The sequence below is a fragment of the Ferrovibrio sp. genome, from assembly GCF_019636075.1.
Taxonomy (GTDB): domain Bacteria; phylum Pseudomonadota; class Alphaproteobacteria; order Ferrovibrionales; family Ferrovibrionaceae; genus Ferrovibrio.
The window spans coordinates 38,524-63,443 of sequence record NZ_JAHBYG010000022.1; the positions used below are offsets into that span (position 1 = coordinate 38,524).

The window sequence follows — 24,920 nt, forward strand, 5'->3', positions numbered from 1 at the left end:
GTGTTCGAGAATTTGAAAGCCGAGCTTGCCGCAGGCCGTGCTGAGCGTGACAAGCGTCGCGCGCTGCTGAATGCCGCTGCCGCCGATCATATCATGGTGCTGGATGGCGCCATGGGTACCATGCTGCAGCGACGCAAGCTGAACGAGCAGGATTATCGCGGCGAGCGTTTCAAGGGTGCCAACAGCGACCTGAAGGGCAACCACGATCTGCTCAACATCACGCGGCCCGATGTGATCCTGTCGGTGCACAAGGAATATCTCGATGCCGGTGCCGACATCATCGAGACCAATACGTTTTCCGGCACCTGGATCAGCCAGGCCGATTATCATCTGGAAGCGGCGGTGGACGATATCAACTACCAGGGTGCCAAATTGGCTCGCCAGGCAGCGGATGAGTATACCGCGCTGGATCCGGCCAAGCCGCGTTTCGTGGCCGGCGCCATCGGCCCCACCAACCGCACGGCCTCCCTGTCGCCCGATGTGAATCAGCCGGATTTTCGCAATATCAACTTCGATGAGTTGCGCGAGGCCTATAAGCAGCAGGCGCGCGGCCTGGTGGCTGGCGGCGCCGATCTGCTGCTGGTGGAAACGATCTTCGATACGCTGAATGCCAAGGCGGCGGTGTTTGCGCTGTATGAATTGTTCGACGAATTGGATGAAAGCTGGCCGATCATGATATCGGGCACCATCACCGATCTGTCGGGCCGCACGCTTTCAGGCCAGACCACGGAAGCCTTCTGGAACAGCCTGCGCCATGCCAAGCCGTTTTCGGTGGGGCTGAATTGCGCCTTCGGCGCGCAGCAGATGCGGCCTTATGTGGCCGAATTGTCGCGTGTGGCCGATGTGAAGGTGAGCGCCTATCCCAATGCCGGCCTGCCTAATCAATTCGGCGAATACGATGAACCGCCGGAACAGACCGCGGCGCATTTACGTGAATGGGCCGAGCATGGCCTGGTGAATATCGTCGGCGGTTGCTGCGGCACCACGCCGGACCATATCCGCGCCATCGCCGAAAGCGTGCGCGGCATGAAGCCGCGCCATCCGCCGCAAGTGCCGCGTCAGCTCCGTCTTTCGGGCCTCGAGCCCTTTGCCATACCAGCCGCGTGAGTTCAGCATCATGAGCGACGAACCCGAAAAGCTTGAAGAACCCCGGCAGCTGCCCGTCTTCATCAATGTTGGCGAGCGCACCAACGTTACCGGCTCGGCGCGTTTTCGCAAGCTGATCCTAAGCGGCGATTACGATGCCGCGCTGGTGGTGGCGCGCCAGCAGGTGGAAAACGGCGCCCAGGTGCTCGACATCAACATGGATGAGGGCATGCTCGATTCCAAGGCGGCGATGGTGAAATACCTGAACCTGATCGCCTCGGAACCCGATATCAGCCGCGTGCCGCTGATGATCGATTCCTCGAAATGGGATGTGATCGAAGCCGGCCTGAAATGCGTGCAGGGCAAGGCTATCGTCAATTCCATCAGCATGAAGGAAGGCGAGGCGCAGTTTCTGGCCCAGGCGCAAAAGGTATATCGCTACGGCGCCGCCGTGGTGGTGATGGCTTTCGACGAGCAGGGGCAGGCCGATACCGCAGACCGCAAATTCGAAATTTGCGCGCGCGCCTACAAGCTGCTGACCGAGAAGGTGGGCTTCCCGCCGGAAGACATCATCTTCGATCCCAATATCTTCGCTGTCGCCACCGGCATCGAGGAACACGACAATTACGCCGTGGAATTTTTTGAAGGCGCGCGGCGCATCCGGCAGAATCTGCCGCATGCGCATATCTCCGGCGGCGTGTCGAACGTATCCTTCTCCTTCCGGGGCAACGAGCCGGTGCGCGAGGCGATGCATGCGGTGTTTCTCTATCACGGCATCAAGGCCGGGATGGATATGGGCATCGTCAATGCCGGCCAGTTGCCGGTCTATGAGGATATTCCGCCGGAACTGCGCGAGCGGGTGGAGGATGTGATCCTCAATCGCCGCAAGGATGCCACCGAACGGCTGCTGGAAGTGGCCGAGAATTACAAGGGCGGCGCGAAGAAACAGGAAGCCGATCTGGCCTGGCGCGAAAAGCCGGTCAAGGAACGGCTGACCCATGCGCTGGTACATGGCATCGCCGATTTCATCGACCAGGATACCGAAGAAGCGCGTCATCTGGTGGCCCGTCCGCTGGAGGTGATCGAAGGCCCGTTGATGGACGGCATGAACGTGGTGGGCGATCTGTTCGGCGCCGGCAAGATGTTCCTGCCGCAGGTGGTGAAATCCGCCCGTGTGATGAAAAAGGCGGTGGCCTATCTGCTGCCCTTCATCGAAGCCGAGAAGAACCAGGGCCCGGCCAAAACCAATGGCAAGGTGCTGATGGCCACAGTGAAGGGCGATGTGCACGATATCGGCAAGAATATCGTGGGCGTGGTTCTGCAATGCAATAATTACGAGGTGATCGACCTTGGCGTGATGGTGCCCTGCGCACGCATCCTGGAAGAAGCCAGGAAAGTGGGCGCCGATATCATCGGCCTGAGCGGCCTGATCACGCCCAGCCTGGATGAGATGTGCTATGTCGCCAGCGAGATGCAGCGCGAGGGCTTGAAGCTGCCTTTGATGATCGGCGGCGCCACTACATCCAAGGTGCATACGGCTGTAAAAATCGCGCCCAATTATCAAGGGCCGGTGGTTTACGTTACCGATGCCTCGCGTGCCGTTGGCGTGGCCGGCAAGCTGGTTTCCGCCAATGATTCTCAGGGTTTTTTCAGCGAAGTGGCTGAGGAATACGGCCGTATCCGCGAAATCCATGCCCGCGAACGCAACACCGGCCCGCGCCAGACCCTGGCCGGCGCACGTGCCAACAAGGCGAAGCTGGATTGGATCAAGTATCAGCCGCCGAAGCCGAAATTCCTCGGCCTCAAGGTGTTCGACGATTATCCGCTGGAAGAACTTGTGGAGCGCATCGACTGGTCGCCGTTCTTCGCCTCATGGGAATTGCGCGGCCGATATCCCGATATCCTCACCGATAATGTGGTGGGCGAGGCGGCACGCAACCTGTTCAACGATGCCCAGGCCATGTTGAAGCGCATGATCACGGAAAAGCCGATCAAGGCGCGTGCGGTGATCGGATTCTGGCCGGCAAATACAGTGGAGCATGACGATGTCGCGCTCTATGCCGATGATGGCCGTAAGGCGGAAACGGCACGGCTGCATATGCTGCGCCAGCAGATGATGAAGCGTGGCGATAGCCAGCCGAATAATTGCTTGGCCGATTATGTGGCGCCTGTCGAAACCGGGCTGGCCGATTATGTGGGGGCGTTTGCGGTCACCACCGGTGTTGGGCTGGATGAGTGGATCAAGCGCGAATTCGAGGCCAAGCACGACGATTATTCCAGCATCATGGCCAAGGCGTTGGCCGACCGCTTGGCCGAGGCCTTCGCCGAGCGCATGCATGAGCGCGTGCGCAAGGAATTCTGGGGCTACGATGCCGCAGAAACCTTGAGCAACGACGATCTGATTGCCGAGAAATATCGTGGCATCCGACCGGCGCCTGGTTATCCGGCCTGTCCGGACCACACCGAGAAGGCGACGCTGTTCGAGTTGCTGGATGCCACCGCAAAGGCCGGCATCACGCTGACGGAAAGCTTTGCCATGTGGCCATCAGCGGCGGTGAGCGGCTGGTATTTCAGCCACCCGCAGGCGCGCTATTTCGGTGTTGGCCGGGTGGAACGCGATCAGGTGGAAGATTATGCCCGCCGCAAGAATCGCCCGTTGCCGGAGATGGAACGCTGGCTGGCGCCAAACCTGGCCTATGATCCCATGCGCCAGAGCGTGGAAGCGGCAGAATAGCCTATCAATCCTTGGGCCAGCGGCGATGCACCCAGAACCAATGGTCTGGGCGCTCGCGGATCCAGCCTTCCAGCACAGTGTTGATGTGTTTTAGAACGGCAAGCACATCGGCATCGCGGTCGCCGCTGGCTGGCAGATGCAGCGGTTCCGACACTTCGATGCGGAACCGCCCGCCATCCAGACGAATCACGCGCACCGGGATTACCGGGCATTGCATGCGCAGGGCCAATTCGGCGATCGCCGGTGCGGTCATCGCATCATGGCCGAAGAAGGGCACCGGAATGCCGGTATTCTGCTTCTGATCCACCAGCATGCCGAGCGATTGATTGGCATGCAACGCCTGCAACAGGGCGCGAGCGGCACGCACACCCTTGGGCACATGCTTCACACCGGTGGGGGCGCGCAGGCTTTGCAGCAAATCCTCGGTCAGCGGGTTGTTGGCGGCGCGATAAACCAGCACCATCGGCAGATCGAGATGCTTTGCGGCATGGCTGATCAATTCCCAATTGCCATAATGGCCGGAAAAGAAGATGCCCGGCTTGCCGCTTGCCAGCAGGGGCTGCAGGTTTTCGGCTCCGGAGAGTTCGATCTGTTTGCCGATGGCGAAATCACCCAGATGGGCATATTCCGCCAGCACGCGACCGAGATTATCCCACATGCCCAGCAGTGTGGCTTTGCGCGCAGCTTCGTCGAGTTTCGGCAGGGCACGCCGCAACTGCTTTTCCGCCGTGCGATGCACCGGCAGCCCGGGGCCCAGCTTGCGGCCCAGCCAGCCGCCGAAAGCGGAGGCGGTTTTCAGCGGTAACAGACTGAACAATCCCAGTGCGACCCGCGCGCCCCAATAGGCAACATATTCATGCGGTTCGGCGCGCAATTTAAACATGTTGCAAACGCTCGCGCAGAAAGGCCAGCAGGCCGGCCTCGTCGTCGAAATCCAGATCCACCCGCAGGCAGCGCACCATGGCACGTGCTTCGAGCGGAAATCGCATCAAATCCTTTGCCGTGGTAACCGGCATGGCATTCAGCCGATGGGCCTCTTCCACCAGCCGCATGATGCGGTCGGGGGTATAGGCGGCGTGATCGGCGAAGGCCTGCATCTCCACCACATCGGCGCCGGTATCGATCACGCTCTGGAAAAATTTTTCCGGCCGACCGATCCCCGCGAAGGCCAGCATGCGTTGGCCCTTGAAAGCCGCTACATCCTCGGGGTCTGGCCGTAACCGGGCTTGAAATACCGGCAGCGTACCGAAGCGTTTCGGCGCGACCGTATCTTGTCCGATACGGATCACGGCATGGCTGCGTGCCAGGCCGTCTTCTATGCTTTCGCGCAGCGGGCCGGCGGGCAGCAGGCGGCCATTGCCGAAGCCATAGCCGGCATCCACCACCAGCAGGTTCAGCCTGCGGGCCAGCGCATGGGTTTGGTGCGCATCATCGGCGATGATCAGGTCATGCCCAGCCTGTTTGGCCAGCAGCGCGGCTGCCGGGCGGTCGCGGCCGATCCAGGTGGGCGCCGTGGCCGCCAGCAGCAACGGTTCGTCGCCTACATCGCTGGCTGTGTGTTTGCTGGCATCCACTTGCAGCGGGCCGGTTTGCGAGCCGCCATAGCCACGGCTGACAAAGGCCGGATTGCGGCCCAGCTTGCGCAGCAGCAAGGCCAGTGCCAGGGCGGTTGGGGTTTTGCCCGCGCCGCCGGCCACCAGATTGCCCACCGAGATCACCGGTATCCCGATATCGACAGGCCGTGCGTTGCGACGGCGATGGCTTTGCGCGGCGCCATACAGCCAGGCCAGCGGTGCCAGCAAGGCTGGCAGGGCCGATTGGCTGCCGGCGGCCCAGAAGTCAGGCGCGCGCGGCATCGTCGGTTTCCGACTCTGGCGGGATCTCTGCCGGTGCGATGGGTGCTGCATTGCAGATGCGGTCGCATGCATCGGCCATGGCATTCATCGCGGCTTCCACGCGCCGCGTGGCTTCCTCCACCGATTCCTGCGTGTCGCTCACATCGATGGGTTGGCCCCAGATCGTGATGCCGCGATTGAACGGCGCAGGCAGCAGGAAACGATCCCACGAACGCAAGGCATGCCGGCGTGCCACGCCGTAGCAGATCGGCACGATGGGTACTTTGGCCAGCCGTGCTGCGGCCACCACGCCCATGCTGGCGCGCATACGCGGGCCGCGCGGGCCATCGGGCGTGAAGCCGATGCAATCGCCGCGTTTCAGGGTTTGCACGATGCCGCGCAGGGCCGCGCCGCCGCCCTTGTTCTGTCCGCGTTTGGCGGTTGAGCCGCGGATCGAGAGGATGCCGAAGCGATCCATCGCCCGGGCGATCAATTCGCCATCGCGATGCTGCGAGATCAACACATGCATCTTGCGTTCGGTTTGCCAGGCGGGCGGCATCATCAGCAGGCGGCCATGCCAGAAGGCGACGATGCAAGGCTGGCCGCTTTCCCAGAATGGGCGGATATTCTCCTCGCCGCGGGTTTCCCAGCGCGAGGTGATGCGCACCAGCCGCACATACAACGCTATGATATCGGCGGCCAGCCGCACAGCCCAGGTGCTTTGCAGGGCGCGTTTTACCAGGCTTGCCATGCGCCTCTAGCCCTGGCTGGCGAATTGCGTGGCGTGCAGGCGGGCGAACACGCCGCCCTGGCGCAGCAATTCGGCGGGGCTGCCTTGCTCGATCAGTTTACCCTTGTCGAGCACGAACACGATATCGGCATCCATCACGGTAGACAGCCGGTGGGCGATCACCAGGCTTGTGCGGCCCTGCATCAGCTTCGCCAGCGCCTGCTGGATCAGTTTTTCGCTTTCGCTGTCCAGCGCCGAAGTGGCTTCGTCCAGCAGCAGGATCGGCGCGTCGCGCAGCATGGCGCGGGCAATGGCGATACGCTGGCGCTGGCCGCCGGAAAGCTTCACGCCATTCTCGCCCACGCGGGTATCATAGCCTTGCGGCAGCGCGCGGATGAAATCATCGGCCGCAGCGGCCTTGGCGGCAGCTTCGATGGCGGCTTCGTCGGCGCCGGCACGGCCATAGGCGATGTTGGCGCGCACGGTATCGTCGAACAGCGTCAATTCCTGGCTCACCAGCGCAATCGAACGGCGCAGGCTGGCGATGGTGACGCTTTTCACATCCTGGTTGTCGATGCAGACGCTGCCCTGGTCGGCGTCGTAAAAGCGCGGGATCAGGTTGAGCAGCGTGGATTTGCCGGCGCCCGATGCGCCCACCAGCGCCGCTTTGCAGCCGGCCGGCACCACCAGATCGATATCCACCAGCGCGGGATGTTGCGGATCATAAGCGAAATGCACGTGGCGCAGTGCGATCTCGCCGCGCGAAACCTGCAACGGCTTGGCATCAGGGGCATCCACGATGGTGGCCGGTTGGTCCAGAACCGCAAACACGCGTTCGGCGGCGGCCAGGCCTTCCTGCAACGACACATTCATGGTGGAAAGCGATTTCAGCGGCTGATAAGCCATCAGCACGGCAGCAATGAAACTGCCCAACGTGCCCGGCGTTGTGGTGCCGGCAATGATCTGCTGGCCGCCGATGAAGGCCACGATGCCGATGGCGATGCCGCCCAATGCCTCGGTGCTGGGGCTGGCCGCCGCGCGGGCACGGATCACCTTCATCACATGCTCGAGGCGGTCTTCCACCGAACGGCGGGCGCGGTCGGTCTCGCGCTCTTCCATGCCGTAGGCTTTTACCAGACGGGCGCCTTCGAAGGTTTCCGACAGAATGGTGGTAAGGCGGCCGGTTTCTTCCTGGCTGCGCTTCGATCCCTTGCGGGTCTTGCGGCCCAGCCGGCGCGAGAAAATCGCCACCAACGGAAACACCACGCAGACCACCAGCGAGAGTTCCCAATATTGCATGAACATCACGATGGCCAGGAACAGCAGGCTGAGGCTGTCTTTCACCATGCCGGTGAGCGCCTTGCCCACGGCCTCGCGCAGCAATTGCGCATCGTAAAGGAAGCTGGCGATCAGCCTGCCGGAATGCACGCGATGCAGCCAGGCGAGATCGGCATGCATGAGTTTGGAATACATGCGGATCTGCGTATCGGCGATGATGCGCTCGCCGAAACCACCCATGGTGGAGCTTTCCAGATAGCCGAAAATGCCTTTGATGACGGCAACGCCAACCACCATGGCCGGAATGGCATAAAGCCAATCGGGATTGCCGCGACCGAACAAGCCATCCAGGATCGGCTTCAACAGCCAGGCATTGCCGGCCGTGGCGGCAGCGACCACTCCCATGCTGAAGGCAGCCAGCAGCAGCGTGCCGAGATGCGGTCGCACATGTTCGGCCAACAATCGGCGGATCAGCCAGCCGGAACCGGCCGGACGGTCGGATGCGGCAGCGATGGGGAGCAGGGCGTCGCTCAACTTAAAAAGCTCGTGCTTTCAAAGGCATGGCCAGCCTATAGCATGCTGCCGCCCGTGGGGCCAGTGCGGCGGGAGCATGCTGCCGCCCGTGAGGCCGGTGCGGCGGGGGATAACGAAAAAGCCCCCCGGCTCGCTTAAAGGACGCTCCGGCGGGGCTTTTTGCAGAAAATATGGCTGAAAATCAGGCGGCGTTGGCGGCCTTCACGGCTTCCACGGCACTTTCAGGATTCCAGTTGGTGTAGGCCTGGGCGCAATGTTCGGCGCAATAGGGTTTGCCGGGCAGCGCCACCTTGGTGCAGAAGTCGAATTCCGAGCTTTTCGGGTCGCCGATCGGCCATTTGCAGCGCGGACCGCTGGTGGGGGTGAGGGCGGCCAGCATGGCGGCGGAAAGCTGTTGCGTGGGCTTTTCGGGCGCCGGGGTGTGGCTGGCCGAGGGCTCGCGGGCGGCAGGGGCGGAGGCCCCCGAATTCACGCTCACGGCTGCCGGACGCGGCGCATGATGCTGAGCGTGATGATGTACCACGGGAGCCGGTTTCGGCGCCGCCGGTTTGTCGCTGCGCACAATCGGCGAGGCCCGCTTGGCCAGGCCGATGCGGTGGGCCTTGCCCACCACGGCGTTACGCGTCATGCCCAGCGCTTTGCCGATCTGCGTAATCGACTGCCCGGTTTCCCAGAGCTGCTCGAGCATCTTAATCTTTTCGTCAGTCCACACCATATCTAGCCCCCGTCTCACGACCCAGACCCAAGATGAAGTAAGCATTGCCGGGGCCGAATGGTCAATCCGGCTTAAGGCCTTATCCACAAGATTCTCCCGAGTCGCCTCCGAGTCGCTGTGGATTCGCGATAGAGTCGAGGTGGATTCGACCCATTGCAGCCGCCGCATGGGCATGACAGGCTGCCGGTTATGGCTAATCCAGGCGGTTCCTTCTCCTTCGATATCGTGGTGTTCGGCGCAACCGGCGACCTGTCGCTACGCAAGCTGTTGCCGGCCCTGTTTCTGCGCGATGCCGCCGGGCAACTGGAGCCCGATGCCCGCATTCTGGGCGCGGCCCGCCAGCCGCTGCCCCAGGCCGAATTCCGCGCCCTGGCCGCCCAGGCGCTGGACCGCCATTTGCCGGCTGGCGCTTTCGATAAGGATGTCTGGGCGCGTTTCGAGGCGCGGCTGGAATATCTCGCCCTGGATGTTGAGCAGCCTGAGGATTACGCCAAGTTGGCGAAATGGCTGCGGCTCGATTGTGGGCAGGTGACCGTTTATTACCTGGCGGTGGCGCCGCGTTTCTTCGGCCCGATCTGCCGCCAGCTCGGCGCGGCCGGACTGAACCTGCCCTGTGCACGCGTTGTGCTGGAAAAGCCCATCGGCAAGGATTCGGCCTCCGCCAAGGCGATCAACGACGCGGTGGGCGCGGTCTTCCCGGAAGAACAGGTTTTCCGCATCGACCATTATCTCGGCAAGGAGACGGTGCAGAACCTTATGGCGCTGCGCTTTGCCAATTCGCTGTTCGAGCCGATCTGGCATCGCGGCGTGATCGACCATGTGCAGATGACCGTGGCCGAAAATATCGGCGTGGAAAAGCGCGGCGGGTATTACGACCAGTCGGGTGCGCTGCGCGACATGGTGCAGAATCATCTGCTGCAGCTGCTTTGCCTTGTGGCCATGGAACCTCCGGTGGCTTTCGAGGCCGATGCGGTGCGCGATGAAAAGCTGAAGGTGCTGCAGGCGCTGCATCGCATCGGCGAGCGCGATGTGGCGATAAAGACCGTGCGTGGCCAGTATTCTGCCGGCGCGGTGAATGGTGGCGCCGTACCCGGTTATGCCGAGGAAGTGGAGCGGCCCGAAACCAGCACCGAAACCTTTGTGGTGGTGAAGGCCGAGATCGAGAATTGGCGCTGGGCCGGCGTGCCGTTCTATCTGCGCACCGGCAAGCGGCTACCGCAGCGGCGCTCGGAAATCGTGATCCAGTTCCGCCCGGTGCCGCATCTGATTTTCCCCGGTGCCAGCCGCGATGTGGTGGCCAACCGGCTGGTGATACGGTTGCAACCCGATGAGGGCATCTCGCTGCATATGATGGCCAAGGTGCCGGGCCCGGGCGGCCTGCGTCTGCGCCAGGCGCCGTTGAACCTCAGCTTCGCCGAGACATTCCAGGATCGCCAACCCGATGCTTATGAACGGCTGCTGATGGATGTGGTGCGCGGCAATCCCATGCTGTTCATGCGCCGCGACGAGGTAGAGGCCGCCTGGCATTGGGTGGAGCCTATCCTGGCCGGCTGGGATGCCCAGGGCGATGCACCCAAACACTACACCGCCGGTTCCTGGGGCCCATCGGCAGCCATCGGGCTGATCGAGCGCGATGGCCGCACCTGGCATGAAGACATGCGCTGAAAAGGCTGGGCGATGAGCAGCCTGGCGCCGGATTTCGTGAAAACCCTGGTCAACCGCTTCACGCTTGATCGTGAAACCGAAGAGGATTCCGCCGGCCGGGTGCGCCTACAAACCCTGGTGGTGCTGCGCTGGATTGCCATCGTGGGCCAGTTGCTGGCGCTGTTGTTCGTGCATTTCGGCATCGGTTTCCGCTTGCCGTTGCTGTCCTGCCTGCTGGTGGTGGGCGTATCGGCGGCGCTGAATATTGCACTTTTCCTTATCTATCCGAGCGCCAAGCGGCTCAGCGAACGTGGCGCCGCCGGCTATCTCGGCTTCGATCTGGCGCAGCTTGCCGCGCTACTCTATCTCACCGGCGGCGTGGAGAATCCCTTTGCGCTGCTGATCCTGGTGCCGGTAACCATCTCGGCCACCATTCTCAGCTTGCGATCCACCGTGCTGTTGGGCCTGCAGGCCTTTGTGCTGATCGGCGTGCTGGCACTGTGGCATCTGCCGTTGCCTTGGGACCAGGGCGGGCTTGCGCTGCCCTTCACCTACAAGATGGGTGCCTTCGTGGCGCTGGTGCTGGGCATGCTGTTCATCGCTGCCTATGCCTGGCAGGTGGCCGAGGAAGCCCGCCGCATGTCGGATGCGCTAACCGCAACCCAGATGGCCTTGGCGCGCGAACAGCAGGTGTCGGCGCTGGGCGGTCTGGCGGCTGCGGCGGCGCATGAGCTCGGCAGTCCGCTTGGCACCATTGCCGTTGTGGCCAAGGAACTCAGCCGCGAGATCGAGCCAGACGATCCGCTGGCGGAGGATATCGGCCTGCTGCTCAGCCAGGCCCAGCGCTGCCGTGAAATATTGGCGCGTATTTCGCGCCGGCCGGAAGAGCAGGGCGATGGCGAGGCTTTTGCCGATCTGGGCATCGCCAATCTGCTCACCATGGCTGCCGATCCCTGGCGCCGGCAGGGTGTAACCTTCAGCGTGCAGTTGAAAGGCAGCGGCGAGGCGCCCAACTTGCCGCGCCGGCCCGAGATCGTGCAGGGCCTGAGCAATCTGTTTCAGAATGCCATGGAATTCGCTCGCAGCGAGGTGGTGGCGGAAGTGGATTGGGATGCCGAGCGGATTCGGGTGGATATCCTCGATGATGGCCCGGGCATGAATGTGGATATTCTCTCCGCCCTGGGCGAGCCATACACCACCAGCCGGCCGGAAGCCGGCGGCATGGGCCTGGGTGTTTTCATTTCGATGAATCTGTTGCGGCGCAGCGGCGCCAGTGTGGGATTCTCCAATCGGCGCGGCGGCGGCGCCCAGGTGCGCGTCACATGGCCGCGCCAACAACTGGCGAAAGCCTGGGCCAAGGCGGTTATGGGGGTTGCGTCGCCCGACGCCTCGGGTACATTGCCGCCATGAGCGATATGAGCCTGTTGATCGTCGATGACGACGAACCGCTGCGCCAGCGCCTGGCTAGGGCGATGGAAAAGCGTGGCTATGCCGTGCAGACCGCCGAATCGGTGGCTGTTGGCATCCAGCTCGCCCGCAGCCGCCCGCCCGCCTATGCGGTGGTTGATCTTAAACTGACCGATGGCAATGGCCTGGATGTGGTGAGTGCGATTCGTGCCGTGCGCCAGGATGCCCGCGTGGTGATGCTGACCGGCTATGGCAATATCGCCACTGCCGTGGCTGCCGTGAAGGCGGGGGCGGTGGATTACCTGCCCAAACCCGCCGATGCAGATGATGTGGATCGTGCGCTGCGCGCCGGCAATGCCGCGCATCCGGCGCCGCCCGAGGAGCCGATGTCGGCCGAGCGGGTGCGTTGGGAGCATATCCAGCGGGTGTTCGAGCTTTGCGACCGCAATGTGTCGGAAACCGCGCGGCGTTTGAAGATGCATCGCCGCACCCTGCAACGCATCCTGGCCAAGCGCTCGCCGCAATAGGCGTATGACCCACACCCCGCCCGATCCCGATGGCCTGAAAGCCGCCCGTATCCTGGTGGTGGGCGACGCCATGCTGGATCGCTTTGTCTATGGCGATGTGGACCGCATCTCGCCGGAAGCGCCGATTCCGGTGATGCGGGCCGCGCGCGATATCGTGATGGCCGGCGGCGCCGGCAATGTGGCGCGCAATATCGCAGCGCTTGGCGCACGTTGCGTGCTGGTGGCCCTGGTGGGCGATGACGCGGCGGCGCAGGAATTGAACGATGCCTTGCAGGTGCCCGGCATCGAGGCTCTGCTGGTGGTGGATCCCGAGCGGCCCACGGCGGAGAAGATTCGCTTTATCGGCGGGCGGCAGCAATTGCTGCGCGTGGATCGCGAACGCGTGGCCGCACCGGGCCGGGACGCGCAGGGCACGCTGATTGATGCCGCGCTCGAAGCGCTGGATCAGGCAGATGCGGTGATTCTTTCCGATTATGCCAAGGGTGTGGTGAATGATGCGCTGCTGGCGGCGTTGATACCGGCTGCGGCCAAGGCCGGAAAGCCCGTGCTGGTGGATCCCAAGGGCACCGATTTCACCCGCTATCGCGGCGCCACCTTGCTCAAGCCCAACCGCAAGGAGGCCACCTTGGCCAGCGGCCTGCCCTGCGGCAGCGACGACGAGGCACTGGCTGCTGCAAACAAGCTGATCGAGTCCTGTGGCGTGGCCCATGTGTTGATCACGCGCGGCGGCGGCGGCATGACGTTGGCCGGAGCCGATGGCTCGGCACTGCATCTGGCCACCGAGGCGCGCGAAGTGTTCGATGTATCGGGTGCCGGCGATACGGTGATTGCCACCTTGGCTCTGGCCATGGCGGTGAAGCACGACCTACCCATGGCGGCAAAGCTTGCCAATGCGGCGGCTGGCATCGTGGTGGGCAAGGTCGGCACGGCCACGGTGCAGCCCGAGGAATTGCGCGCCGCTTTGCATATGCCCGATCCCCATGGCATCGAGGCCAAGATCGCCGATCTGCCGCGTGCCAAGGCGCTGGTGGCAACCTGGCGCGGCCGTGGCGAGCGGATCGGTTTTACCAATGGCGGTTTCGATCTGCTGCATGCCGGGCATCTCACCTTGCTGAGCGAGGCGCGCAGCCTGTGCGACCGGCTGATCGTGGCGATCAATTCCGATGCCGGCATCCGCAAAAGCAAGGGGCCGAACCGGCCGGTGCAGGACCAGGTGCATCGCGCCCGCCTGCTGGCCAGCCTGGCTTTTGTGGATATGGTGATCGTGTTCGACGATGAAACCCCGATCCCGCTGCTGGAGGCTTTGCGCCCCGACCTGCTGATCAAGGGCGGCGATTATGGCCTGGATGGCGTGGTGGGCGCCGATCTGGTGCGCAGTTATGGCGGCGAGGTGCGGGTTTCGGCGGAAATACCGGGCCTGCATACCAGCAATATCATCGCCAAGCTGAAAGCCGGCGACGATATCGCAAAGCAGAAAAGCTGAGCGACATGACGGCCGATACGTCGCTGGACGTGGCCATCATCGGCGGCGGTGTGGCCGGGCTTTGGCTGTTGAATCTTCTTTGTAAGCAGGGCCGCAGCGCCATGCTGTTTGAAAGCGGCGCTTTGGGCGGCGGCCAGAGCATCGCATCGCAAGGCATCATTCATGGCGGATTGAAATACGCCCTCGATCTCAAGCTGGGCCAGGCCAGCGCGGCGCTGGCAGATATGCCCGGGCTGTGGCGCGATTGCCTGCAGGGCAAGGGCGCCATCGATCTGCGCGGTTGCCGGATTGCCGCCGAACATCATCTTTTCTGGGTGCGCAAAAGCCTGACCAGCCGCATCGCCGGTTTTTTCGGCGCCCGCATGTTGCGCGGGCGGGTGGACGCATTGGAATCCGCTGAATGGCCATCCGTGTTGCGCGATGCCGAGCATGTGGGGGCGGTGTATCGGCTGGATGAAATCGTGCTGGATGTGCCGAGTTTGCTGCGTGCGCTGGCAGAGCCATGGCGCGATCATATCCGACAGGTGCCGGGGGATTTCACGCTGGAGCGCGATGCGGCCGGCAATGTTGTGGCTTTGCGTTACGGCGATGGCCGCGCTGTGCAGGCGAAACAATTCGTGTTTGCTGCGGGTGCGGGTAATGCGCAAGCCTTGCGGCAGCTTGGTCAACCGGCCGATGCGGCGCAGACCCGGCCTTTGCATATGTTGCTGATGCGCGATGCACCCGGCCTGCTGCATGCCCATTGCTTCGATAGCAGCGACAAGCCGCGCGTCACCGTAACCAGCCATCATCTGGGCGATGAGATCGTCTGGTATGTCGGCGGACAGATAGCCGAAAATGGCGTGATGCAGGATGAGGCATCGTTGATTGCCACAGCCAAGGCGGAATTCGCCCATCTGCTGCCGGGCCTTGACCTGTCGCGCTGCCGCTATGCCGGCTGGCAGGTGGATCGTGCGGAAGGGGCCACCGAAACCGGCGCCAAGCCGGATGGCCCGGTATTCCGCCGCCATGGCAACGTGTTCGTTGCCTGGCCCACTAAGCTGGCGCTGGCGCCGCGGCTGGCCGATGCGATCATCGCGGAATTGCCGCCGGCCAAGGTCTCGCCATTGCCGGCCGATTACAGCAACTGGCCGCAAGCCCCCTATGCCCAGCCGGTCTGGGAGCGCGTGACATGGCGCTGAAGCTGCCGCTTTATCGCAATGGGCCGCTGGTAAGCAGGCTTGGCCTTGGCACGGTGAAGATCGGCCGGAACCAAGGCGTGAAATATCCGCAAGATTTCGATCTGCCCGGCGATGATGCCGTGCTCGATCTGCTGCGCACCGCGCATGCGCTTGGCATCAACCTGCTGGATACGGCACCGGCCTATGGCCTGTCTGAAGCCCGGCTTGGCCATTTGCTGTCGCAGTTGGGTTTGGCGCGCGAGGATTGGGTGATTGTGAGCAAGGCCGGCGAATGGTTTGAGAACGGTATTTCGCGGTTCGATTTTTCCGCCGCCGCCATACGCGCTTCGGTGGTGGCATCGTTGGAGAAATTGCGGCTGGAATACCTGGATGCCGTGCTGCTGCATTCCGATGGCATCGACGAGGCCGGCGCGCGCTTCATGCCGGCATTGCAGGCCCTGGATGCGCTGAAGGCCGAGGGCCTGATCCGTGCCACCGGGTTTTCCGGCAAGACTTTGGCCGGCAATCTGCAATTCGCCGATTGCGCCGACCTGCTGATGCTGACCTATAATAGCACAGAGACGGATCAGTTGCCGGCGATCGAGGCGGCGGCGGCGCGTGGCAAGGCGGTGTTGCTTAAAAAAGCCTTGGCCAGCGGTCATGCCGCAAATCCCGATACCGCGTTGCGCCAGGCGCTGGCCGTGCCCGGCGTGACGGCAGCGGTGGTTGGCAGTTTGAACCCGGCCCATCTGCGTGCGAATGCGCAAGCAGCGGGATTGACGGCAGGAGATGTGCGATGAGCGAAGACGACAGCTTATCCAAAGAAGCGCAGGCCGCAAGCCTGGCTGCTGCCGAACAGGAATTCATCGCCTTCGGTTGGGAGGCTGCCGATCTGCCGCTGCCCGGCGAGGGCAACCGTTTTGCACGCGGCTATCGCAAGGGCGATTTCGGCGCCTATCATGGCGTGGCGGGCTGGGAGGTGCTGGCATTGCCGGCCAAATTGCTGCTGGGCCATTTGCCCAGCGCATCCGCCGTGCGCCGCTTTGCCCATAAATGCGTGAGCTTTCCCGCCCAGCCCAATGGCGCGGTGATCGGCGCCGCTCGCCAGGCCATGCTGCAGGCGGTGGAAGAGGAATTGGCGCTGGCCCGTAAGGCCGCCGAACTGCTGGAGGGCAAGATCGACGATCTGCTGGCCAGCGTGGACGATATCCGCGCCAAGGCGATCCTGTTTTCGCGCGACGACGACGAGGATGAAACGGCTTAACCGCGCCGCGGCACTTCCTGCAGGCTGCGGATATACACGCCGGCCACGGTGGGGCCTTTCAGCGCCCGGTTGATCTGGAACAGCAGACGGCGCTTCAGTGCTTCCAGGTCGCTATCCTGTACCTGGCCATCGCGCCCCAGCGGTTCGCGGTTCAATTCCATGATCACCGCGTTATAAACCCGGGCGATCATCGGATCCACCTGCTGCGCCATTTCGACGCTGCCGCAATCGATGGTGAAGGTCATGATGATGGTGCGTGTCGGCGGCCCAGCCACCGGGGCGGTAACGGCTTCGATCAGCAGCAGCGGCGAATTGACCGGCGGCCGTTCGGGCGGCTTGTTGGGGTCGCCGCCCTTTTTCTTACCGCCGCCTTCCTGCGCCCAGGCAGGCAGGCACACCAACAGCGCCGCTGCTGTTAGGCAGGCTCGGCGGGTGAGGTGCCCGGCAAAGCGGGGCTTATGAGCGTTCCCGTGTGGCATGGAAGCGGATCTTATCCGATTTTTTCTCGGTATAGGAGAGTTCCCAGGCATTGCGGGCCAGGTAGACCGGTGCGCCATCGCGGTCGTCGGCGATATTTGCCCGGTTTTGCTCCACAAACTGGTCCACATCGCGGGGATCGTCGGCCGACATCCAGCGGGCGGTTTCGTATGGCGCGGTCTCGAAGCCGACCTCGAGATTGTATTCCTCGGCCAGCCGGGCGGCCAGCACATCGAGCTGCAGCGGGCCGACCAGACCTACGATCCAATCCGAACCCAGGCGCGGGCGGAATACCTGTGTCACGCCTTCCTCGGCCAGATCTTCCAGCGCACGCTGCAGATGCTTGGCCTTCATCGGATCGGAAAGCCGCACGCGGCGCAGGATTTCCGGCGCGAAATTCGGGATGCCGGTGAAACGCAGGTCTTCGGTTTCGGTGAGCGTGTCGCCCACCCGCAGCGTGCCGTGATTGGGAATGCCGATGATATCGCCCGGCCAGGCTTCCTCGGCCAGCGAGCGGTCGCGGGCGAAAAACAGCGTGGGATTGCTCACCGTTATCGGCTTGCCGCTGCGGACCTGGCGCAGTTTCATGCCGCGCTTGAAATGCCCGGAGCAAAGCCGCATGAAGGCCACGCGGTCGCGGTGGTTCTTGTCCATATTGGCTTGGACCTTGAACACGAAGCCGGTAACCGGCTTTTCACGCGGATCGATCATGCGCGCGGAAGATGGCTGCGGGCGCGGCGGCGGCGCGAAGCGGCCCAGGCCTTTCAGCAATTCATCCACGCCGAAATTCTTCAGCGCCGAGCCGAAATAGACCGGGGTCATATGGCCCTGGCGGTAGGCTTCCACATCGAAAGCCGGGCAGGCGCCCTGGATCAGTTCGATATCCTCGCGCAGCTTGGCCAATTGCGCCTCGGGGATATAGTCGGCCACGCGCGGATCGTCCAGGCCGTTATCCAGAATCACCACTTCGGGTTCGAGATTCTTGTTGTCCTTGCCCACCAGCAGCAGGCGTTTGCCGAACAGGTCGTAGCAGCCACGGAAATCATGGCCCATGCCCACCGGCCAGTTGGCCGGCACGCATTCCAGGGCCAGAGTGGATGCCACTTCATCCAACAGATCGAAAGGGTCGCGGCTTTCGCGGTCGATCTTGTTCACGAAAGTGATGATGGGCATGTCGCGCAGGCGACAGACCTCGAACAGCTTTCGGGTCTGGCTTTCGATACCCTTTGCGGCATCGAGCACCATTACCGCGCTGTCCACGGCGGTCAGCGTGCGATAGGTATCCTCGGAAAAATCTTCATGGCCGGGCGTATCGAGCAGATTGAAGGTCCAGCCTTCATACTCGAAATTCATCACCGAGGTGGAAACCGAGATACCGCGCTGCTGTTCGATCTTCAGCCAGTCGGACCGCGCACGGCGGTTTTCGCCGCGTGCCTTCACCGCGCCAGCCAGATGGATTGCACCGCCGAACAGCAGCAGTTTTTCGGTCAGCGTGGTTTTGCCGGCGTCTGGATGCGCGATTATGGCGAATGTGCGTCGGGCGCCGATGGGGTCGGCGCCCGGCTTTTCTGTGGCAAGGAGTTCGGACATGACGGCCGCTGTTAACCTCTGGCAGGCTGCAAGCGGCCGGGATGCCTATTATCCCCGGGGCCAACCCTTGCCGGCTTCGGCGCTACGCACCAGAAGCGGGGCAGGGGTCCAGGCCTTGCCGTGCAGCTTTTCGAATTCCCGGATCGTGGCGAGCACCTTGTCGAGCCCGATCTGCTCGGCCCAGAACATCGGCCCGCCCCGGTAAACGGGGAAGCCATAGCCGAAAAGATAGACGATGTCGATATCGCTGGAGCGGATGGCGATGCCTTCCTCCAGGATCTTGGCGCCCTCGTTGACCAGCGGATACATGCAACGCTGCACGATTTCCTCATCGGTGATGGCGCGGCGCTGGATGCCCTGTGCCTTGGCCGAAGCCAGGATGATATCGTCCACCACCGGGTCCGGAACCGCATTGCGGCCTTCGTATTTGTAGAAACCGGCGCCGGTTTTCTGCCCGAAACGGCCCATTTCGCAAAGCTGGTCGGCCACCGGGGAATAGCGTTCGTCCTTGGGCCGCAGATGCGCTTTGCCCTTGCGGATGCGCCAGCTTACGTCCAGGCCAGCCAGGTCGCTCATGCGGAACGGGCCCATGGCCAGGCCGAAATCCTCCAATGCCTTGTCCACCTGCTGCGGCGTTGCGCCTTCCTCGAGCAGGAAGCCGGCTTCGCGCAGATAATGGAACAGCATGCGGTTGCCGATAAAGCCGTCGCAATTGCCGGCCAGCACCGGCACCTTGCGCAGGGTCTTGCCAAGCTGCATCACCGTGGCGATCGTCTCGGGCGAGGCGGCCTTGCCGCGCACATTCTCCAGCAGCTTCATCACATTCGCCGGGCTGAAGAAATGCGTGCCGATCACATCCTGCGGCCGCTTGGTGGCATTGGCAATGGCGTCGATATCCAGCGTCGAGGTGTTGGAGGCCAGCACCGCGCCCTGCTTCATCACGGTATCGAGCTTGGCGAAGACTTCCTTCTTCACGCCCATTTCCTCGAACACCGCTTCCACCACGATATCGGCATCGCCGATATCCTCGTAGCGCTGGGTGCCGGAAATCAGCTTCAGCGCACGGTCCATGGCTTCCTGCTTCATCGAACCGCGCTGTACGCTGGTGGCGTAATTCTTCTCGATCACGCCCAGGCCGCGGCTGAGCGCTTCCTGCGACACTTCGAGAATCTTCACCGGGATGCCGGCATTGGCGAAATTCATCGCGATGCCGCCGCCCATGGTGCCGGCGCCCAGCACGGCGGCCGATTTGATCTGCTTGGGTTTCACATCCGCAGGCAGGCCGGGGATCTTGCCGGCTTCGCGCTCGGCGAAGAAGGCATGAATCTGCGCGGCGCGTTGCGGGCTTTCCATGCATTGCATGAACAATTCGCGCTCGCGCTTAACGCCATCAGGGAAGGGCAGCGTGCAAGCGGCTTCCACTGCATCCACACAGCGCCAGGGCGAGAAAAAGCCCTTGGCTTTCTTCTCCATGCCTTTGCGGAATTCAGCGAAGAGCTGCGGATCGACGCCGGTCACCTTTTCGTTGCGCTGGCTCACCAGGGTGAAGGGGCGCTTTTCGGCCACGGCCTGGGCGGCATAGGCCACGCCCACGGCCGTGGGTTCGCCATCGGCCACATGGTCCACCACGCCGACTTCCAGGGCCTTCTTGGCCGGGATCGGGTTGCCGCTGGTAATCATTTCCAGCGCCATCTGCGGACCCACCAGACGGGGCAGACGCTGGGTGCCGCCGGCCCCGGGCAGAATGCCCAGCTTCACTTCCGGCAGGCCCACCTGGGCGCTGGGCACAGCCACGCGCCAATGGCAGGTAAGGGCCACTTCCAGGCCGCCACCCAGGGCGGTGCCGTGGATCGCGGCCACAACCGGCTTGGCCGAAGCCTCGATGCCGGCCAGCACGGAATTCAGGTCGGGTGCCTGGAGCGGCTTGCCGAATTCGCGGATATCCGCGCCGGCGATAAAGGTGCGGCCGCCGCCTACGATAACGATGGCCTGGGCGGAAGAATCCTCGTTGGCGCGCTTCAGGCCATCCAGAATGCCCTGGCGCACGGCCTGGCCCAGTGCGTTCACCGGCGGATTATTGATGGTGAGGATAGCCACGCCATCCTGCGTGGAGTAAAGAACGGGCTCGGTCACGGTTTCTCTCCCAAGCGTTGTATGGATTCCCGAAAAGGCGGCAATTTATAGCGCGCTCCGGGGGCTTGGATAAAGCCGGGCCCTTGGCGAAAAGTGTTCAGGCCTCTACCTCTTTCCCATGCGTCAAGCGATCATTGCACCACAGCAGGACAGGTTAGGCGACGAGCGGACCAGCAAGGTGATTCTGGCCGGTCTGCTGCTGTCGTTGTTGCTGCATGCGCTGGTGGTTGTGTTGTTGCTGGAAGAACCCTGGATGACCTGGCGGAAACCGGCGGAACCGGCGCCGCTTGAAATCACCATGGTGATTCCAGAGCCCCCCAAGGCCGAGCCACCCAGGCCGGCTCCGGTTCAGCCTCCCCCGCCACCGCCGCCTCAGCCGCAGCCGCAGCCGGAAGTGCAGACGCCGCCAACCCCGCCCCCGCCGCCGGAGGTGCCGCAATTGCAGCGCGGCCGCGTGGCCGAACAATCAGCCGTGCCAAAGCCGGAACCAAGGCAGCAGCCCAGGCCCCAGGCGCAGGCCCAGCCACAAGCCCAGGCCCAGCCACAGCCACAGCCCAAGGCAGAGCCATTGCCGCGCAGCCTGTCGCCAGCCACATCCGCCCCGGCGCGCCAGCCGATGACGCGAGAGCAGGCCGCCGCAGCGGCGCGCACCGCGCCGGAGATGGTGCAGAGCGAGCGTGACTTTTTCCTGAGCCAGATCGTGGATCACATGTTCATAGATCTGGACGCACCGCAATTCGAGCGCATCCAAATCTATGGCGCCTATGTTGTGATGCCCGATGGCATGATGGCGCCGCCCTTCGACAAGAGCCTGCCATTCGATATGTCGCGCATGGTGGATGCCGAAACCTGGCAGATGATGCAGCAGCCGAGCCGGGCCAACCTGCGCGTGGCGATGGAATCTTTCCTGCGCGGCATGTATCTGGCCCAGCCACTGCAATTGCCGCCGAATTTCGGCAATCAACCCAAACGCATGACGCTGAATTTCAAGATGGGCGATCTGCGCTGAGGCGGCGAATCACATCGGTTTGAAGCAATTCACCATCCACGGCACGCCGAAACGATCGGTTGCCATGCCGAAGCGCTGCGCCCAGAAGGTTTCGGCAATCGGCACGCTCACTTTGCCGCCATCGCTCAAGGCGGCGAATACGCGTTCGGCTTCTTCCGGCGTTGCAGTGGTGATGTTGACCGAGAAACCTGCCGGCGGCTGATACATCTGCGGCGGCGCATCGCCCCCCATCAGTATGGTGCCGTTCAGGGTCATGCTGGCATGGATGATCTTGTCCTGCCATTCGGGTGGCGTTTGTGCGGCGGCTGGTGTGTCGCGGTGGGGCAGTAGCGCGTCGATCCGGCCGCCCAAGTGTTTTTCGTAATAGCGGAAAGCCTCGGCGCAATTGCCGTTGAAGCCGAGATAGGCGTTGAAACTCATCATTCCCTCCCTGGTTTTGGTGGCCGCTGGGTTTTTTATGCCAGCGACATCAGATCGGCACGCAGACGGTTGGGGTCTCCGGCCATGTCTCGCTCAAGCGCGGCGTGGGTGGATTTCCAGACCGGCACGGCGGCCAGCAATACGGCATGGCCGGCATCGGTGAGGCGCATGCGGCGGCTGCGGCGATCCTTTGGATCGGGCCGCACTTCCACCAGGCCACGGCGCTCCAACGGCTTCAAATAAGCTGTGAGGGTGGTGCGATCCATCGCCAGGAAAGGTGCCACCTGGCCGATGCTGGGCGGATCGGGGCGATTGAGCGCCATCAGCAGGGAGTATTGCCCGTTGGTGAGGCCGAAGGGACGCAGCGCATCGTCGAACAGTCGCGCCAGCGCCCGCGCCGCCCGCTGCACATGCAGACACAGGCAGGTATCACGCACCATGAGCGTGACATCGAAGGGCAGCTTGGCCGGCGAAAGGTTTGACATCAGACAATTATGTTGATATCAACTTATTTGTCAAGGCAGGAGGTGGGCAATGAAACAAATGCCGGCGATGGCAAATCCGGCTATGCCGGAAATCGTTTCGCGCGATGAATGGCGCGCCGCGCGCCTTGATCTGCTGAAGCGCGAGAAGGAAATCACCCGTGCCCGCGATGCGCTGAATGCCCAGCGTCGCCGCCTGCCGATGGTGCGGGTGGACAAGGATTATGTTTTCGAGGGGCCGGAAGGGCGCTTCAGTCTGATCGACCTGTTTGCCGGGCGCCGCCAACTGATCGTCTATCATTTCATGTTCGATGCCGATGGCCCGCCGCCAGGAAAGTCCGGTGCGCCATGGGAGGAGGGGTGCCCCGGTTGTTCGCATATAGCCGACAATCTGCCGCATCTATCCCATCTGCATGCGCGCGACACCACGCTGGTGATGATTTCGCTGGCGCCGTTGGTAAAGATCGCGCCGTTCAAGGCCCGTATGGGTTGGACCATGCCGTGGTATTCCTCTCATGGCAGCGATTTCAATATGGATTTCGATGCCACGGTGGATCCGGCGCGGCCCGATGCGGAATGGAATTTCCGCCCCGTGGCCGATCTGCTGGCGGAGCAGCGCATACCCGGCGAGAAGGGTGAATTGCCCGGCATCAGCGTTTTCCTGCGCGATGGCGATGCGGTGTATCACACCTACTCGGCCTACTCGCGCGCCCTGGATGGTTTGCTGAACACTCATAACCTGCTCGATCTCACGCCCTATGGCCGGCAGGAGCCTTGGGAGGATTCACCGCCCGGCTGGCCTAAAGGCGAGCAATGGTGGCTGCGGCATCATGATCGCTACGACGATAAACCGCAGTCTATGTCTTGTTGTGCCGATTAACTCTGGAAGAGGAATGTAAAGAATGACCTATGTGGATGGTTTTGTGTTGCTGGTGCCGAAAAAGAACATGGCGGCTTATACCAAGATGTCTCGGGTGGCCGGCAAGGTTTGGAAAGAATATGGCGCGTTGGATTATCGTGAATGCGTGGGCGACGACCTGAATGTGCCGTTTGGCCGCAGCTTCATAAAACTGGCCAAGCCCAAGCCGGGCGAGGTGGTGGTGTTTTCCTATATTCTCTACAAATCGCGCGCGCAACGCGACAAGGTGAATGCCAAGGTGATGAAAGACCCGCGTATCGCCAAAAGTTGCGATCCGAAAAACATGCCCTTCGATGTGAAGCGCATGAGCATGGGTGGCTTCAAGACGTTCGTTTCTTTCTGATCTGGGCGTATCGCGCCGGTCAGTAAAGTCGCGTGCGGTAAGAGTCTTCCAGATTTGCCTGGGCGGCATCGGGATCGATGCCGCCGATCTGCTCGGCGATAACCCGGCCCAATCCGGGAAAGCCGCTGCGCGGCACGCGCTTTTCTGGATTCCATAAATCCGAGCGGATCATCGCCTTGCCGCATTGGAAATAGACTTCGCGCACACTGATCCGCAAGGCCGAACTGGGCGGCTTTCCCTGCGCGGCGAGCGGCGCCAGTATGGCCGGATCGGTAACGATCTCCGCCGTGCCATTTACCCGCAAGGTTTCGTTCAGGCCTGGCACCAGAAACAGCAGGCCCACATCCGGCTCGGCCACCACGTTGCTGAGTGTATCCAGCAGATTGTTGCCGCGCCGGTCCGGCAGCAAAAGCGTACTGTCGTCCAGTACCGCTACAAAACCCGGTGCATCGCCGCGCGGCGAGCAATCGCTGCCTTTCGGCCCATGGCTGGCCAGTGCCACGAAAGGCGACAGGGCGATGAAGGCGCGGGCGTGTTTGTCCAGCCGGCTCTGGATTTTCTGCTGCACTATGGCGGATGGTTCATCATAGCATTGCCGCAATTCGGTTTCGCTTTCGATGATGGCCATGATGGCTTTTCCTCTCAGGGGCGGGCACGCCGCAATACGCCGGGGCGGGCAAGTATCAGGCAGATAATGCCCAGCAGCGTAACGCCGGCCATCAGCATATAGCCCGCAGCATAGCTGATCTGCGCCTGATCATGCAGCAGCGATAACGCAGACGGCCCAACCAGCACGCCGGCAAAGGTGATGAACAGCACGCCGCTGGTGGCATGCCCGATGCTGCCCGGTGGTGCTTGGCGGGCGATCACCGCTACGAATACGCCATTCCAACCCACGGCGCAGAAACCGAACAAGCCTGCTGCCAGCCATACCGCCAGGATTGGCCAGTCGCTGCTGATGGCAGCCACGGCAAAGGATGCGGGAATGGCAATGGCGCCATTGAGTATCATCGCGCGCAGCCCCGATTGCAGCAGGTCGGCGACCCAGCCCCAGCTGATGCGGCCCACCGCGCCGCAGATCTGCACCACAGCCAGCACGCCTCCGGCTATGACCAGGGTCATGCCGATTTCGGTGACAAGATAAGTAACC

24 protein-coding genes are annotated in these 24,920 nt (G+C 62.7%); 12 read left to right on the forward strand and 12 right to left on the reverse strand.

The window, feature by feature from the left end:
* Both KF827_RS10920 and metH read left to right on the forward strand, forming a co-directional pair.
* Positions 1–1,107, forward strand: coding sequence for a homocysteine S-methyltransferase family protein (locus KF827_RS10920; RefSeq protein ID WP_291004862.1), 1,107 nt, complete (start codon positions 1–3; stop codon positions 1,105–1,107).
* Positions 1,108–1,117: 10 nt separating this feature from the next.
* Positions 1,118–3,820 carry a methionine synthase gene (metH, locus tag KF827_RS10925; RefSeq protein WP_291004865.1) on the forward strand — a complete coding sequence of 901 codons (2,703 nt, stop codon included), beginning with the start codon at positions 1,118–1,120 and terminating at the stop codon, positions 3,818–3,820.
* A 4-nt stretch (positions 3,821–3,824) separates the two neighbouring features.
* On the opposite strand, the gene KF827_RS10930 is transcribed toward metH, so the two are convergent.
* The 5 genes from KF827_RS10930 to KF827_RS10950 form a co-directional block, all read right to left on the reverse strand.
* On the reverse strand, positions 3,825–4,703 hold the full coding sequence (locus KF827_RS10930) for a lauroyl acyltransferase (RefSeq protein ID WP_291004871.1): 879 nt from the start codon (positions 4,701–4,703) through the stop codon (positions 3,825–3,827).
* The gene (gene lpxK, locus KF827_RS10935) at positions 4,696–5,676 is read right to left on the reverse strand and encodes a tetraacyldisaccharide 4'-kinase (protein WP_291004874.1); all 981 of its coding nucleotides are present in this window, start codon (positions 5,674–5,676) and stop codon (positions 4,696–4,698) included. The genes KF827_RS10930 and lpxK overlap by 8 nt, the downstream gene beginning before the upstream one ends.
* On the reverse strand, positions 5,660–6,406 hold the full coding sequence (locus KF827_RS10940; RefSeq protein ID WP_291004877.1) for a lysophospholipid acyltransferase family protein: 747 nt from the start codon (positions 6,404–6,406) through the stop codon (positions 5,660–5,662). The genes lpxK and KF827_RS10940 overlap by 17 nt, the downstream gene beginning before the upstream one ends.
* A gap of 6 nt (positions 6,407–6,412) precedes the next feature.
* A complete protein-coding gene (locus tag KF827_RS10945) occupies positions 6,413–8,197 on the reverse strand; it encodes an ABC transporter transmembrane domain-containing protein (protein ID WP_291004885.1) in 1,785 nt (594 codons plus the stop codon).
* A gap of 181 nt (positions 8,198–8,378) precedes the next feature.
* Positions 8,379–9,086 carry a GcrA family cell cycle regulator gene (locus KF827_RS10950; RefSeq protein WP_367273138.1) on the reverse strand — a complete coding sequence of 236 codons (708 nt, stop codon included), beginning with the start codon at positions 9,084–9,086 and terminating at the stop codon, positions 8,379–8,381.
* Between the two features lie 15 nt (positions 9,087–9,101).
* Here KF827_RS10950 and zwf point away from each other — a divergent pair, with 15 nt between their 5' ends.
* From zwf to KF827_RS10985, 7 genes are read left to right on the forward strand one after another with little or no spacing between them, the layout of a single operon-like run.
* Positions 9,102–10,577: a glucose-6-phosphate dehydrogenase gene (gene zwf, locus KF827_RS10955; protein WP_291004891.1), complete on the forward strand. Its 1,476-nt coding sequence runs from the start codon at positions 9,102–9,104 to the stop codon at positions 10,575–10,577.
* A 12-nt stretch (positions 10,578–10,589) separates the two neighbouring features.
* Positions 10,590–11,966: an ActS/PrrB/RegB family redox-sensitive histidine kinase gene (locus KF827_RS10960; protein ID WP_291004894.1), complete on the forward strand. Its 1,377-nt coding sequence runs from the start codon at positions 10,590–10,592 to the stop codon at positions 11,964–11,966.
* Complete coding sequence (locus tag KF827_RS10965; protein ID WP_291004899.1) at positions 11,963–12,490, forward strand: ActR/PrrA/RegA family redox response regulator transcription factor; 528 nt, start codon at positions 11,963–11,965, stop codon at positions 12,488–12,490. The genes KF827_RS10960 and KF827_RS10965 overlap by 4 nt, the downstream gene beginning before the upstream one ends.
* A gap of 4 nt (positions 12,491–12,494) precedes the next feature.
* Positions 12,495–13,973: a D-glycero-beta-D-manno-heptose-7-phosphate kinase gene (rfaE1, locus tag KF827_RS10970; RefSeq protein WP_291004902.1), complete on the forward strand. Its 1,479-nt coding sequence runs from the start codon at positions 12,495–12,497 to the stop codon at positions 13,971–13,973.
* A gap of 5 nt (positions 13,974–13,978) precedes the next feature.
* Complete coding sequence (locus KF827_RS10975) at positions 13,979–15,154, forward strand: FAD-dependent oxidoreductase (RefSeq protein ID WP_291004905.1); 1,176 nt, start codon at positions 13,979–13,981, stop codon at positions 15,152–15,154.
* Complete coding sequence (locus KF827_RS10980; protein ID WP_291004908.1) at positions 15,145–15,933, forward strand: aldo/keto reductase; 789 nt, start codon at positions 15,145–15,147, stop codon at positions 15,931–15,933. The genes KF827_RS10975 and KF827_RS10980 overlap by 10 nt, the downstream gene beginning before the upstream one ends.
* Positions 15,930–16,397, forward strand: coding sequence for a hypothetical protein (locus KF827_RS10985; protein WP_291004911.1), 468 nt, complete (start codon positions 15,930–15,932; stop codon positions 16,395–16,397). Before KF827_RS10980 ends, KF827_RS10985 begins: the two co-directional genes overlap by 4 nt.
* On the opposite strand, the gene KF827_RS10990 is transcribed toward KF827_RS10985, so the two are convergent.
* Genes KF827_RS10990 through KF827_RS11000 form a run of 3 tightly spaced genes read right to left on the reverse strand, consistent with a single transcriptional unit; the run spans position 16,394 to position 20,597 of the window.
* Positions 16,394–16,798 (reverse strand): hypothetical protein, encoded by a 405-nt coding sequence (locus KF827_RS10990; RefSeq protein ID WP_291004913.1) that lies wholly within the window; start codon positions 16,796–16,798, stop codon positions 16,394–16,396. The genes KF827_RS10985 and KF827_RS10990 overlap by 4 nt on opposite strands.
* Before the next feature lie 55 nt (positions 16,799–16,853).
* Complete coding sequence (locus tag KF827_RS10995) at positions 16,854–18,464, reverse strand: peptide chain release factor 3 (protein ID WP_291004917.1); 1,611 nt, start codon at positions 18,462–18,464, stop codon at positions 16,854–16,856.
* A 48-nt stretch (positions 18,465–18,512) separates the two neighbouring features.
* Complete coding sequence (locus KF827_RS11000) at positions 18,513–20,597, reverse strand: 3-hydroxyacyl-CoA dehydrogenase NAD-binding domain-containing protein (protein ID WP_291004920.1); 2,085 nt, start codon at positions 20,595–20,597, stop codon at positions 18,513–18,515.
* 118 nt (positions 20,598–20,715) lie between these two features.
* Here KF827_RS11000 and KF827_RS11005 point away from each other — a divergent pair, with 118 nt between their 5' ends.
* Positions 20,716–21,606, forward strand: coding sequence for a hypothetical protein (locus KF827_RS11005; RefSeq protein ID WP_291004923.1), 891 nt, complete (start codon positions 20,716–20,718; stop codon positions 21,604–21,606).
* A 9-nt stretch (positions 21,607–21,615) separates the two neighbouring features.
* Here the strand turns inward: KF827_RS11005 and KF827_RS11010 are convergent, their stop codons facing one another.
* Together KF827_RS11010 and KF827_RS11015 are read right to left on the reverse strand one after the other, a co-directional pair.
* Positions 21,616–22,026, reverse strand: a complete 411-nt coding sequence (locus KF827_RS11010; protein WP_291004926.1) for a VOC family protein — start codon at positions 22,024–22,026, stop codon at positions 21,616–21,618.
* Between the two features lie 35 nt (positions 22,027–22,061).
* On the reverse strand, positions 22,062–22,511 hold the full coding sequence (locus KF827_RS11015) for a MarR family transcriptional regulator (protein ID WP_291004929.1): 450 nt from the start codon (positions 22,509–22,511) through the stop codon (positions 22,062–22,064).
* 49 nt (positions 22,512–22,560) lie between these two features.
* Here KF827_RS11015 and KF827_RS11020 point away from each other — a divergent pair, with 49 nt between their 5' ends.
* Entirely contained in the window at positions 22,561–23,388 is an 828-nt protein-coding gene (locus tag KF827_RS11020) for a DUF899 domain-containing protein (protein WP_291004932.1), read from the forward strand.
* 22 nt (positions 23,389–23,410) lie between these two features.
* Positions 23,411–23,770, forward strand: coding sequence for a DUF1428 domain-containing protein (locus tag KF827_RS11025; RefSeq protein WP_291004936.1), 360 nt, complete (start codon positions 23,411–23,413; stop codon positions 23,768–23,770).
* 19 nt (positions 23,771–23,789) lie between these two features.
* On the opposite strand, the gene KF827_RS11030 is transcribed toward KF827_RS11025, so the two are convergent.
* Together KF827_RS11030 and KF827_RS11035 are read right to left on the reverse strand one after the other, a co-directional pair.
* Positions 23,790–24,398 carry a pyridoxamine 5'-phosphate oxidase family protein gene (locus tag KF827_RS11030; protein ID WP_291004939.1) on the reverse strand — a complete coding sequence of 203 codons (609 nt, stop codon included), beginning with the start codon at positions 24,396–24,398 and terminating at the stop codon, positions 23,790–23,792.
* A 14-nt stretch (positions 24,399–24,412) separates the two neighbouring features.
* The coding region (locus tag KF827_RS11035; protein ID WP_367273139.1) for an MFS transporter at positions 24,413–24,920 on the reverse strand (508 nt) is incomplete at its 5' end.

What these genes read in the sequence shown, in the direction of transcription:
- metH (WP_291004865.1), top strand. Translation starts at nt 1,118, where the DNA reads ATGAGCGACGAACCCGAAAAGCTTGAAGAACCCCGGCAGCTGCCCGTC.
- KF827_RS10930 (WP_291004871.1), bottom strand. Translation starts at nt 4,703, where the DNA reads ATGTTTAAATTGCGCGCCGAACCGCATGAATATGTTGCCTATTGGGGC.
- lpxK (WP_291004874.1), bottom strand. Translation starts at nt 5,676, where the DNA reads ATGCCGCGCGCGCCTGACTTCTGGGCCGCCGGCAGCCAATCGGCCCTG.
- KF827_RS10940 (WP_291004877.1), bottom strand. Translation starts at nt 6,406, where the DNA reads ATGGCAAGCCTGGTAAAACGCGCCCTGCAAAGCACCTGGGCTGTGCGG.
- KF827_RS10950 (WP_367273138.1), bottom strand. Translation starts at nt 9,086, where the DNA reads ATGCCCATGCGGCGGCTGCAATGGGTCGAATCCACCTCGACTCTATCG.
- zwf (WP_291004891.1), top strand. Translation starts at nt 9,102, where the DNA reads ATGGCTAATCCAGGCGGTTCCTTCTCCTTCGATATCGTGGTGTTCGGC.
- KF827_RS10960 (WP_291004894.1), top strand. Translation starts at nt 10,590, where the DNA reads ATGAGCAGCCTGGCGCCGGATTTCGTGAAAACCCTGGTCAACCGCTTC.
- KF827_RS10965 (WP_291004899.1), top strand. Translation starts at nt 11,963, where the DNA reads ATGAGCGATATGAGCCTGTTGATCGTCGATGACGACGAACCGCTGCGC.
- rfaE1 (WP_291004902.1), top strand. Translation starts at nt 12,495, where the DNA reads ATGACCCACACCCCGCCCGATCCCGATGGCCTGAAAGCCGCCCGTATC.
- KF827_RS10975 (WP_291004905.1), top strand. Translation starts at nt 13,979, where the DNA reads ATGACGGCCGATACGTCGCTGGACGTGGCCATCATCGGCGGCGGTGTG.
- KF827_RS10980 (WP_291004908.1), top strand. Translation starts at nt 15,145, where the DNA reads ATGGCGCTGAAGCTGCCGCTTTATCGCAATGGGCCGCTGGTAAGCAGG.
- KF827_RS10985 (WP_291004911.1), top strand. Translation starts at nt 15,930, where the DNA reads ATGAGCGAAGACGACAGCTTATCCAAAGAAGCGCAGGCCGCAAGCCTG.
- KF827_RS10995 (WP_291004917.1), bottom strand. Translation starts at nt 18,464, where the DNA reads ATGTCCGAACTCCTTGCCACAGAAAAGCCGGGCGCCGACCCCATCGGC.
- KF827_RS11005 (WP_291004923.1), top strand. Translation starts at nt 20,716, where the DNA reads ATGCGTCAAGCGATCATTGCACCACAGCAGGACAGGTTAGGCGACGAG.
- KF827_RS11010 (WP_291004926.1), bottom strand. Translation starts at nt 22,026, where the DNA reads ATGAGTTTCAACGCCTATCTCGGCTTCAACGGCAATTGCGCCGAGGCT.
- KF827_RS11015 (WP_291004929.1), bottom strand. Translation starts at nt 22,511, where the DNA reads ATGTCAAACCTTTCGCCGGCCAAGCTGCCCTTCGATGTCACGCTCATG.
- KF827_RS11020 (WP_291004932.1), top strand. Translation starts at nt 22,561, where the DNA reads ATGAAACAAATGCCGGCGATGGCAAATCCGGCTATGCCGGAAATCGTT.
- KF827_RS11025 (WP_291004936.1), top strand. Translation starts at nt 23,411, where the DNA reads ATGACCTATGTGGATGGTTTTGTGTTGCTGGTGCCGAAAAAGAACATG.
- KF827_RS11030 (WP_291004939.1), bottom strand. Translation starts at nt 24,398, where the DNA reads ATGGCCATCATCGAAAGCGAAACCGAATTGCGGCAATGCTATGATGAA.